Raw genomic sequence first — 1,722 nt, 5'->3', positions numbered from 1 at the left:
GCGCCACCGCCTCCGGCGCCTTTTGCACCTGCTGCTCGAACAGTTCATGGATGCACCGCTCCGACGGATAGGCCGCCGCCGTCCGGTTCAGCTCCTCCAGCAGATACGCACGCTCCGCAGCCGGCAGCAGTTCAATCCGGCCGACCGGCTGCCCGGCATCGGCAACCATCGCCCGCAGCAGCGCCAGCAGATAACCACGCTGCCGCTCGATCGTCGCCTCATCGAACAGCGCCGAGGCATAACCAAACGTTCCGGCGATCACCTCGCCACACTCGCCAAGGCTCAGCTCCAGATCGACCTTGACCTGATCATACCCCTCCCCGGCAGCCTCCACACTCAGCCCGGCAAGGTCGAACGACCCGACGGCGTTGTTCTGCCAGGCCAACATCACCTGGAACAGCGGCGTGTGATCAAGAGCCCGGGGCGGCTGCACGATCTCGACGACCTGCTCGAACGGCAGGTCCTGATGCTCCTGCGCGGCCAGCGCCGTGCGCCGCGTCTGCTCCAGAAGCTGCGACACGCTCGGCTCGCCGGACAGGTCGAGCCGAAGCGCCAGGGTGTTGACGAAGAAGCCGATCAACTCTTCGATCTCGCGCCGGCCTCGATTGGCGCTCGGCACGCCGATCACAAGGTCGTCCTGCCCCGACAGACGCGACAGCACCGCCGCCCAGGCCGCCAGCACCGTCATGAACAACGTCGTGCCATGCTGCCGGCTCAGCCGCTTCAGACCCCGCGTCAGATCCGCATCGATGACGATCGGCACACTGGCCCCGGCAAACGACTGCTGGGCCGGCCGCGCATGGTCCGTCGGCAAGACAAGACGGGCCGGAGCGCCAGACAGGGTGTCGCGCCAATACTGCGCCTGCTTCTGCAGCCGTTCCCCCGACAGCCACTGGCGTTGCCAGGCGGCATAATCCGGATACTGGATCGCCAGCGGCGGCAAAGGATCGTCCTGTCCAGCCTCGAACGCCCGGTAAAGCTGACGGAGTTCACGAACCAGCACGCCCATCGACCAGCCGTCCGAGACGATGTGATGCTGGGTCAGCAGGAAGACGTGTTCCTCATCCGGCATCCGGATCAGACGCCCGCGGATCAGCGGCCCGCGCGCAAGATCAAACGGCGTGCGCGCCTCTTCATGGCACAGATCCAAAAGCGCAGCCTCAGCATCCGGCCTGTCCCGCAGATCGTGCTCGACCATCGGCAGTCCCGCATCCGGCGGCAGAACCTCAACCCAGGGCTTGCCCTCCGGTGCGACAAAGACACTGCGCAGCGCCTCATGACGGGCAAACAGACGGTCAAGGCTGCGCTGCCAGGCGCTGCGGTCGAGCTCACCACGCAGCCGCAAGGCCAGCGGAATGTGATAGTTGGTGCTGCCCTCGTCCAGCTGCGCCAAAAACCATAGCCGCTGCTGCGCAAACGACAGCACAAGCGGCTCATCACGCGACACCGCCGCAATCGCCGGCAGGTCTTGCGTGCCGGAGCGGCTCAACACCTCGACGATGCTTGCCGCCAGATCGGAAAGCACCGGATTGGCGAACAGCGTCGACAGCGGCAGTTCCACGCCAACAGCCCGCGACAGCCGGCTCGAGAGCTGCACGGCCAGCAGCGAGTGGCCGCCGAGTTCGAAGAAGTGGTCGTGGCGCCCGACCCGCTCGACACCGAGAAGCTCCGCCCAGATCTGCGCCAGCGCCGTCTCGACCGCGCCGCGCGGCGCCTCATAGC

General features: G+C 66.6%; 1 protein-coding gene. It reads right to left on the bottom strand.

Features of this window, described 5'->3' with window-relative positions; genetic code table 11:
* The coding region (locus EN749_RS35180) for a condensation domain-containing protein (protein ID WP_245491577.1) at nt 1–1,678 on the bottom strand (1,678 nt) is incomplete at its 3' end.
* Nucleotides 1,679–1,722: the final 44 nt, after the last annotated feature.

Source organism: Mesorhizobium sp. M7A.F.Ca.ET.027.02.1.1, assembly GCF_004022985.1.
Classification (GTDB): Bacteria; Pseudomonadota; Alphaproteobacteria; order Rhizobiales; family Rhizobiaceae; genus Mesorhizobium.
This window is presented reverse-complemented; position numbering and strand designations above follow the sequence as displayed.